This is a genomic window from Streptomyces sp. Q2, from assembly GCF_056820935.1.
The window spans coordinates 86,791-94,520 of the sequence record NZ_JBXEJE010000001.1 but is presented as its reverse complement, the minus strand read 5'-3'; the positions used below and the strand labels follow the sequence as shown (position 1 = coordinate 94,520).

The window sequence follows — 7,730 nt, the reverse complement described above, 5'->3', positions numbered from 1 at the left end:
CCCCGGCCCCCGCCCGCGGCTCGCTCCAGCCGGCGGCGGCCGCCGCCGACCGCGTGGCGTACGTCTCGGCCCAGTCCGGCTCCGCGGTGAAGTCGTACCCCTCCGCCACCCGCTCCGGCGGCGGCTGCTTGAGTCCGGCGGCGTGCCCCCGTACGGCGGTCCAGAGGATCAGGTGGTTCACGAGGGCGCCGACCGTCATCTCCTCGCACGGCGTGCGCCCGTCGAGGTCGCCCGGCCGGACCCCCCGCACGACGTCCACGGCGGCGGCCGAGGCCCGGGCCATCACAGGTGCCAGTTCCATGACCCCACGGTAGGCAGGACGTCGCGGCCGACGATTGAAGAAACGCGACAACGACAGAACCCCGGGCCGACCACGTGGTCGTCCGGGGTGAGTGGGCTGGCCGAAGGGGCTTGACCGAACGGGAACGCGTCGGCGTCAGGCGCCGGTTCCGCCGGAGGGCTCCGGCGTCGGGTCGGACGCGAGCGGTGCCTGAGGGGGTGTCGCGTGGCAGGTGAAGCCGAGACGGACCAGGGCCCGGGTCACCTCACCCGCGGTGAAGTCGCGGCGGTCCTGGCGGGTGATGATCTCGCCGACCTGCTTGACCGGGTACACCGTGCGACCGATGACCACGCAGGCCCCGGTGACTTCCTCGGGTCGGATCCCCTGCATCTTCGTCTCCACCTCGGACTTCACGAGGTCGAAGGGGAAACGGGCGATCACACAGCGCATGGGTGCCTCACCTGGGTCGGGCGGAGCATGGCGGAAGCGCGGGGAAGCGCGAGGCCGGCACGTCACACGGCCGGTCCAGGAAAACGAAGAGGGCCCGCACCCAAGGTGCGGGCCCCGATCGTGCGAGCAATTAGGCGGGAACGATGTTCTCCGCCTGCGGGCCCTTCTGGCCCTGGGTGACGTCGAACGTCACCTTCTGGCCTTCCTGCAGCTCGCGGAAGCCCTGGGTGGCAATGTTCGAGTAGTGAGCGAAAACGTCGGCGCCGCCGCCGTCCTGCTCGATGAAGCCGAAGCCCTTTTCCGCGTTGAACCACTTCACGGTACCGGTGGCCATGTCATATCTCCTGAGGCAGTGCTAGGGACTCGCACTTCGCGAGTCTCGCTCATCGCCGTGATGATCACCTGCCCGGAAAACCGACAGCAAAAAGGTAACCACAACTGCAACTGACGTTGAGCCTAGCACGGAAAGAATTCGGCGCCAGGGGAAGACTTCGGCGTGTCGACCGACCGGAAAAGCGCACGTCGCAGACGCTCCGCGTCGTCCGAGAATCTTTTTCCCGGATCCGCTCGAATTTCTTCCGTGGTCACATCAGGTTTCTTCTCCGGCCACCTCAGGTTTCTGGTCCGGCCGCAGGTCACCGTTGTCGCGCAGGGCCTCCTCGAGCTGGTCTTCGAGGCCGATGATGCGCATGGCGGCCTCGATGGGGGTCCCCTGGTCGACCAGCTCGCGGGCCCGGGCCGCCAGGCGCAGCTGGTGGCGCGAGTAGCGGCGGTGGCCGCCGTCCGATCTCTTCGGGGAGAGCAGGTTCGCCTCGCCGAGGGCCCGGAGGAAGCCGGGCGTGGCACCGATCAGCTCGGCGGCCCGGCCCATGGTGTACGCCGGGTAGTGGTCGTCGTCGAGGCGGTCGGCGGCCTGCGACTGGTCTTCCGAGGGCATGTACGCCTTCCCGCGGGTCGCCAGGGCGCGGCCCGCCGCATGGGGCAGTTTCCCCGCGCGAGAACTCTAGTCGCCCGGGTGGAATCCCTGCTGCGGCGGACACAGATCTGCGGTGTCCGAAAGGGGACGTTCGCCCCCGGGAGTACGGTGGACTCGACCGTGGGCACGCGGCAGACCTGCGGCAGAAGAAGAGACTGGTGACCGTTCATGGGCTCGACGTCCGACCACCCGCCCGAGGGAGACGGCCTCGCCGAGGTCCGCATCATCGCCGCGGACCCGGACGTCGCCCAGCAGGTCGCGCTGGTCCTGCGTGAGGCGTTCCAGTGCGACGAGCCGCGCAGCTATCCGACCGGCCCGGACGGGTTCGGCACCCTGCTCCATCTGACGGTTGACACCGGTCACACCGCCGAGGCGCCGCCCGAGCCGTCGACCTGGCTGGTCAGCAGCCGTTCCAAGGGCCGTCGCGCGCACACCGACGAGCCCGGCTGACCCACGGACACCGGTCCGCGCGTACCCGCACGTGCGACGGCCGCCGTCGTCCCCTCTGTACGGGGCCGACGGCGGCCGTATGTGTGACGGGGCCCCGCGGCGGGCGTCACAGCCGCGGTTCGCCGAACGCGCCCCGGTCCCACCGGTGCCACGCACGGGGGACGTCGTCCTCCGCCACCGCACCTGCCGGCGGGCGGAGGACGACGTGCCGCTACGGCGCGTCGATCAGGTCGTGCGGCGGCACGGTCACCTTGCGGGCGCCCGGCTCACCCGACAGGACGACCTTGCGGAGCGCGACGTTGTTGTCGGTGTTGGTCTCCTGGAGCCGCTTCTCGGGGTTGGCGATCACCTGGATGTAGTACGTGCCGTTCGGCAGGTCGGTGATGTCGAAGGACTGCCCGGGCCGGTACTGGGTGTACGTGTCGCCGGAACCCACGTCGAGGACCTCGCGGACGGAGATCGAGTTCTGCTCGCCGCAGGCGGTCGACAGGTCGGTGTTGTACGGGTGCCAGTTGGCGTTCTTCACCGTGTAGTCGACGGCGTCGGTGTTGGCCAGGCAGAACGCCTCCTTGCCGCTGCGGACCTCCTTGGTCTGGTCCTCGCTCAGCAGCCGGTAGCTGGCGAAGTCCGTGAAGTGCCAGTGCTCGTGGCCGCTTCGCGGGTCCCACTCCATGGTGCCGGTGGGCGTGTACCCGACCTGCTTGCCGTCGGCGTCGTAGAAGTACTGGTACGCGTCCATCAGGTCCTTGCCGGGGCTGCGGAACCCGTCCACGACGAGCGGGGCCGGACCGGCGTTCCAGACGTTGGCGCTGAACGCGAGGTAGTCCTTGCCCGCCACGTCCCCGTCCTCGCCGTCGGTGATGGCGATGTCCCACGCCGGCAGCGACCGCAGGTCCGGCTTGGGCACGCTCGACGCGACGCCAGCCCGGCCGGTGGGCCGCTTGGCGTTCGGTGTGAGCGCGGGTGCGATGCGGGAGCCGTCGGTGTGGCCGCTTCCGTCGCCCAGGTGGTGGGCCGCACCGCGGTCTTCGAGGGCGTGGGAGAGGGCGGGGCCCGTGGGTTCGTCGGCGCCGCGAGGGCCGTAGTGGTGGGAGGGCGAGGCCGCGGCACCGGTGTGGGCTTCGTGCCCGCCGTGGCGGGCGGAGGCCAGCCCTTCCCCTTCGCCGTTGCCCATGTCCCGCACCGTCACCTTGACGGTCGGCTGGTCGTCGGGGATGTCGAACAGGTCGCGGTACTTCTTCGCCACCGACACCTTGGCCGTGTACTCACCCGCCGGCAGGTCCACCGGCTTGTCGTAGTCGACCACGCTGGTGTTGGACGCCCAGCCCTTCTCCACACCCCACACCGAGCCCAGCGTCCACGGGTTGGTCGGGCAGCTCTCCGGATAGTGCGAGGTCGCGGGGGCGTCCGGGCGGAGCCGCCCGGAGGCGTTGTTCGGACAGAAGGTCCCCTTGCTCGTCGTCACCTCCTTGCCGGCCGCGTCGGTGATCGACACGTCGAGGAAGCCCGCCAGCCCCGAGAAGTCCTTCACCAGCCCGGCGGGCAGGGTCTTGGTCCGTGTGCTCGTCCCGTCCCGGAGGATCTGCCGGGCGACGACCGGGTCCTTGTACGACTTCCGGGTCACCTTGAACTCCAGCGGCGCGTTGTCGACCGTGACATACGTGCCGAGCTCGAGGTAGACGCCGGAGTTCCAGTCGTAGCGGTCGAGCGTCACGGCGTTCGACGCGGCTATCAGCTTCAGCTTCGGCTTGCCGGGGACCGCCTCCGCCGCCTCCGCTCCGGTGCCGGGGATGGCTCCGGTCCCGGTGACGACAACGGCGAGCACGGCTCCGGCGGCGAGCGCGGAGCGCTTTAAGTGAGTCATCGGTACTTGTCTCCCAGGTGTTCTCGATCATTCCTGTGATCGCCCTGTGAGAGTTGTGAGGGCCGTGTCGGGGTTGCCTGTTGAGGACGAAATGAAGTGGAGTGCCGCGAAGTGACGTGAACTAGGCGCCGAAGTGGCCGAGTTCGATGTCGGGGCCGTCGGCTCGGCATCCGTCGAGGACGGCGTACGCCTCGTCCGCCCCGGTCGTCACGGCACTCCCGCCTACTCGCCCGCCTGTTCCCTGCCAGGCGTCCGGGCCCTCCGATGAGCGATGCCTTCCGCCCCGAAGCCGGCCGCTACGAACAGGCCCGCCAGCCACAGCAGAGACGCCCTCTGCCCCTGCAGGCCACCGAGCAGCGCCGCCACGCCGAAGGAAGGCAGCAGGACCGCCACAGCGGTCCACCACCGACCCCTGCGGGCCTGAACGACGGCGGAAGCCGCCGCGAGCACGATGAGCAACGCGGTCACTGCCACTGGTATCCGCACAGCGGCAGTCTGCCGCTCCCTTGTCCACCGACCGCCACGGCCGGGCCGGTTCGCTGCGGGCGGCGGCTCAACCCGCTGTTGGTTCTACCTGGTGGCGGCGCGTGTAGCCCAGGACATCGCTTAGAGCCCGCCCGCTGCAGGGCCCTGCTCAGCAGGTCCGTGTGGTGGCGGACGCCTGCTGCCGTGAGGGCCTTGGCCAGGCGGTCGATCGGGGCGGGCGGGTTGGTGGAGTCCTGGTCGACGTGGCCGAAGTACGGCTCGACGTGATGTGTTCGGCGAGCAGGTGGGGGCTGTCCGGCGCGTCGGTCACGAGGTACGCGCCGTGGAAGCCGGCCGCCGCGGCGACCCGGTCGGGGGTAGGTGCCGGCCGTGCGCTGGGCCAGGCCCGCGCCCGTGCAGTAGCCGGTGACGCCCACCGGGCCGTCGGTGGTCAGCGGGGACGCGGCCGGCCGGTCGAGGTTGGCGGCGGCGTTCCGCACCGCCGCCTCGTGGGTGAGGGTCTGGGCGACGGGACGGACGGCCTGGGGATCTCCGGGACACGTGCACCCGGCACCTGGAGAAGCAGCACAGCCTGCGGACCGCGCCGGCCGGGGCGCTCGCGGAGTGCTCGGGCGCCCGGGGTCCGTGGCCCTCGGTCACACACCGTCCGGGCCTCCGGCGCACTGGACTGTCCGAACGTCGCCTTCGACCACTGGACCGGCTCGACCTGGTCATCGTCCTCGACGAGGCGTTCGCGGCGCTGGCGCCGACCCAGGGCCCGGCATGCCGGTAGCCGACGCCGTCGTCGGATTCGTGTGACCCGGACCACACATCGACCGCCCAAATGGGTGATAATCGCAAGCATGAGTACCGCGACGTTTGTACTTGCGGCCACGTCGAGCGAAGTACTCAACGTGATCGCCGCTTTTGCCGGTGGCCTGTTCATCGCCGGTGCGCTGGTGTGGGCCGTGCAGTTCGGCATGCGGGTCCAGGACCGGGAATCGCCCCGGCCCCGCCCCGAGGAACAGGCGCATCTTCCCGAGACCGGACCGGTCCGCGAGATGCGGGAGGTGCGGGAGCCGGACGAGATGCCGACGCCCGGGGACAGCCGGGAACGGCTCATGCCGTATCAGCTGCACGCGTCCGGAACCCGACGGGGCAAGGACCAGCGCCGAAAGCGGTGGCTGCCCGGTTCCAGCGGTTCCTTCGGTGGCGGCGGCATCGGGCACGTGTGACCGACGGCCGGGTGGGACCGGCCGTCGGCTGGGACATGGGACACCGGCCTCCGGGCGAGACCGGCCGTCGGGTGGAGCCGGACGGGCTAGGCGTTGCCGCGCGTCGCATCGGCGGGCCGGTACACCGCCAGCGACCAGATCACGAAGACGTTGACGGCGAGCATGACGATCGACCAGACCGGGGAGTACGGCAGGAACAGGAACTGGGCGATCATGTTCAGGGACGCCAGGAAGATGCCGGTGATGCGGGCCCAGGCGGCGCCCCTGAGGATTCCCGCGCCGGTGAGCACCGACACCGCGCCGAGGACGAGCAGGATCACGCCCCAGCCGGTGAGGTTGATCTTGTAGACGTAGTCGCCGAGGTTGGCCCACACATCGTCCTTGGCGAGCGCGGAGATGCCCTGGAAGATCGCCAGGATGCCGTTCACCAGCATCAGGACGCCGGCGAACACCACGCCGCCCGCGGCCCAGCCGCTCTCGGCCGACCTCGGCGTGTAGCCGTAGTCGGCCCGGCCGCCGGGCATGTCCGACCGCTGGGTGTCGTCCCAGGCGGGCTGCTGTCGCTGCCCGCCCGTCGGCTGCTGCCCTCCGCCGGTCGGCGGCTGCGTGGCGTGCGGTTGCTGGCTCATGAGCGGGCCCCGTTTCTTCCGAGTCTGCGAATCCTTCGAGTCCTACGACCCTTCGACGATCGGGCGGCACGGGGCGCGTCGCCATGGGAGCGGGCCATTCGGGTGAGGTGCGGCCCGCTGTGGTTGGCACGGCTTTTGGACGGGTCGACCGTCCGCGGTCACCCGAACGGCCCAGCCCGCCCACCAGGCTCCGACCCGCGCGACAGTGACGCACACCGTGACGACGAGGCAGGGCGATGAGCGAGACACCGGTTGCCTTCACCGAGCACGACTACGAGGACCGTATGGTCCGGGCCGCCCGGGACGCCGTCGACGCCGGGCTTTCGGGGCTGCTCGTCACGCCCGGCCCCGACCTGGTCCGGCTGTGCGGCTACCGGCCCACCGCCCTCACCGAACGCCTCACCCTGCTGGTACTGGTCCCCGAGTCGGAACCCCGGCTGCTGGTCCCGGCGCCGGAACGCCCGGACGCGGAGGCGGCCCCCGGCGCGGCCGTCCTGCGGGTGTCGGAGTGGCACGACGGCCAGGACCCGTACGCGGCGGCGGCCGGACTGCTGCGCCCGAACGGCCACTACGGCGTCTCCGACGCCACCTGGGCCTTGCACCTCCTCGGCCTCCAGGAGGCGCTGCCGCTCACCACGTACCGGGCGCTGAGCACCACGTTGCCGATGCTGCGGGCGGTCAAGGACGAGCACGAGCTGGCGCGGCTCGCGGCGGCCGGTGCGGCGGCGGACGCGGCGTACGAGGAGATCCTCGCCGTACGGTTCGCCGGGCGCCGGGAGACCGACGTGGCCGGCGACCTCGCCCGCCTCCTGCTCGCGCACGGTCACGGCCAGGTCGACTTCACCGTGGTCGGCTCCGGGCCCAACGGCGCGAACCCGCACCACGAGGCCGGCGAACGCATCATCGAGGACGGCGACATGGTGGTCCTGGACTTCGGGGGTCTGAAGGACGGGTACGGCTCGGACACCACCCGGACCGTGCACGTGGGTGAGCCCACGGACGAGGAACGCAAAGTGCACGACGTCGTGCGCCGGGCCCAGCAGGCCGCCTTCGAGGCCGTACGGCCCGGCGTGCCGTGCGCGGAGATCGACAGGGTGGCCCGCACGGTGATCGAGGACGCCGGGTACGGCGCGTACGTCGTCCGCCGCACCGGCCACGGCGTCGGCGTCACCACGCACGAGCCGCCGTACCTCGTGCCGGGCGAACAGCGGCCGCTGGTACCGGGGATGTGCTTCTCCATCGAGCCCGGCATCCATCTGCCCGGCCGCTTCGGCGTCCGTATCGAGGACGTCGTGACGTGCACGGAGACGGGCGGGCGGCGGCTGAACGGCACCTCGCACGGGATGGCCCTCGTCAGCTGATCTTCCGACGGGTCACCGTG

At 71.0% G+C, this 7,730-nt stretch carries 10 protein-coding genes; 3 read left to right on the top strand and 7 right to left on the bottom strand.

Annotated elements, in window-relative coordinates:
• The 4 genes from ACWBNA_RS00440 to ACWBNA_RS00425 all read right to left on the bottom strand — a co-directional run.
• Nucleotides 1-301: maleylpyruvate isomerase N-terminal domain-containing protein (locus tag ACWBNA_RS00440; RefSeq protein ID WP_482701078.1), on the bottom strand; the 301-nt coding region annotated here is incomplete at its 3' end.
• Between the two features lie 135 nt (nucleotides 302-436).
• Nucleotides 437-730 carry an SCO5918 family protein gene (locus tag ACWBNA_RS00435; protein WP_482701076.1) on the bottom strand — a complete coding sequence of 98 codons (294 nt, stop codon included), beginning with the start codon at nucleotides 728-730 and terminating at the stop codon, nucleotides 437-439.
• A 130-nt stretch (nucleotides 731-860) separates the two neighbouring features.
• Entirely contained in the window at nucleotides 861-1,064 is a 204-nt protein-coding gene (locus tag ACWBNA_RS00430; RefSeq protein WP_010986199.1) for a cold-shock protein, read from the bottom strand.
• A gap of 255 nt (nucleotides 1,065-1,319) precedes the next feature.
• Complete coding sequence (locus tag ACWBNA_RS00425; protein WP_482701074.1) at nucleotides 1,320-1,667, bottom strand: MerR family transcriptional regulator; 348 nt, start codon at nucleotides 1,665-1,667, stop codon at nucleotides 1,320-1,322.
• Between the two features lie 207 nt (nucleotides 1,668-1,874).
• Here ACWBNA_RS00425 and ACWBNA_RS00420 point away from each other — a divergent pair, with 207 nt between their 5' ends.
• Nucleotides 1,875-2,156, top strand: a complete 282-nt coding sequence (locus ACWBNA_RS00420) for a hypothetical protein (RefSeq protein WP_482701072.1) — start codon at nucleotides 1,875-1,877, stop codon at nucleotides 2,154-2,156.
• Nucleotides 2,157-2,367: 211 nt separating this feature from the next.
• Here the strand turns inward: ACWBNA_RS00420 and ACWBNA_RS00415 are convergent, their stop codons facing one another.
• Nucleotides 2,368-4,020, bottom strand: a complete 1,653-nt coding sequence (locus tag ACWBNA_RS00415) for a lysyl oxidase family protein (RefSeq protein WP_482701069.1) — start codon at nucleotides 4,018-4,020, stop codon at nucleotides 2,368-2,370.
• 222 nt (nucleotides 4,021-4,242) lie between these two features.
• Complete coding sequence (locus ACWBNA_RS00410; protein WP_482701067.1) at nucleotides 4,243-4,506, bottom strand: hypothetical protein; 264 nt, start codon at nucleotides 4,504-4,506, stop codon at nucleotides 4,243-4,245.
• 842 nt (nucleotides 4,507-5,348) lie between these two features.
• On the opposite strand from ACWBNA_RS00410, the gene ACWBNA_RS00405 reads away from it, so the two are divergent.
• Nucleotides 5,349-5,720: a DUF6479 family protein gene (locus ACWBNA_RS00405; protein ID WP_482701065.1), complete on the top strand. Its 372-nt coding sequence runs from the start codon at nucleotides 5,349-5,351 to the stop codon at nucleotides 5,718-5,720.
• A gap of 86 nt (nucleotides 5,721-5,806) precedes the next feature.
• On the opposite strand, the gene ACWBNA_RS00400 is transcribed toward ACWBNA_RS00405, so the two are convergent.
• Nucleotides 5,807-6,349 carry a DUF7144 family membrane protein gene (locus ACWBNA_RS00400; protein WP_482701063.1) on the bottom strand — a complete coding sequence of 181 codons (543 nt, stop codon included), beginning with the start codon at nucleotides 6,347-6,349 and terminating at the stop codon, nucleotides 5,807-5,809.
• A 236-nt stretch (nucleotides 6,350-6,585) separates the two neighbouring features.
• Between ACWBNA_RS00400 and ACWBNA_RS00395 the strand changes: the two genes are divergently transcribed.
• Entirely contained in the window at nucleotides 6,586-7,710 is a 1,125-nt protein-coding gene (locus tag ACWBNA_RS00395) for a M24 family metallopeptidase (protein ID WP_482701062.1), read from the top strand.
• Nucleotides 7,711-7,730 lie beyond the last annotated feature (20 nt).

What these genes read in the sequence shown, in the direction of transcription:
- ACWBNA_RS00435 (WP_482701076.1), bottom strand. Translation starts at nt 730, where the DNA reads ATGCGCTGTGTGATCGCCCGTTTCCCCTTCGACCTCGTGAAGTCCGAG.
- ACWBNA_RS00430 (WP_010986199.1), bottom strand. Translation starts at nt 1,064, where the DNA reads ATGGCCACCGGTACCGTGAAGTGGTTCAACGCGGAAAAGGGCTTCGGC.
- ACWBNA_RS00425 (WP_482701074.1), bottom strand. Translation starts at nt 1,667, where the DNA reads ATGCCCTCGGAAGACCAGTCGCAGGCCGCCGACCGCCTCGACGACGAC.
- ACWBNA_RS00420 (WP_482701072.1), top strand. Translation starts at nt 1,875, where the DNA reads ATGGGCTCGACGTCCGACCACCCGCCCGAGGGAGACGGCCTCGCCGAG.
- ACWBNA_RS00415 (WP_482701069.1), bottom strand. Translation starts at nt 4,020, where the DNA reads ATGACTCACTTAAAGCGCTCCGCGCTCGCCGCCGGAGCCGTGCTCGCC.
- ACWBNA_RS00405 (WP_482701065.1), top strand. Translation starts at nt 5,349, where the DNA reads ATGAGTACCGCGACGTTTGTACTTGCGGCCACGTCGAGCGAAGTACTC.
- ACWBNA_RS00400 (WP_482701063.1), bottom strand. Translation starts at nt 6,349, where the DNA reads ATGAGCCAGCAACCGCACGCCACGCAGCCGCCGACCGGCGGAGGGCAG.
- ACWBNA_RS00395 (WP_482701062.1), top strand. Translation starts at nt 6,586, where the DNA reads ATGAGCGAGACACCGGTTGCCTTCACCGAGCACGACTACGAGGACCGT.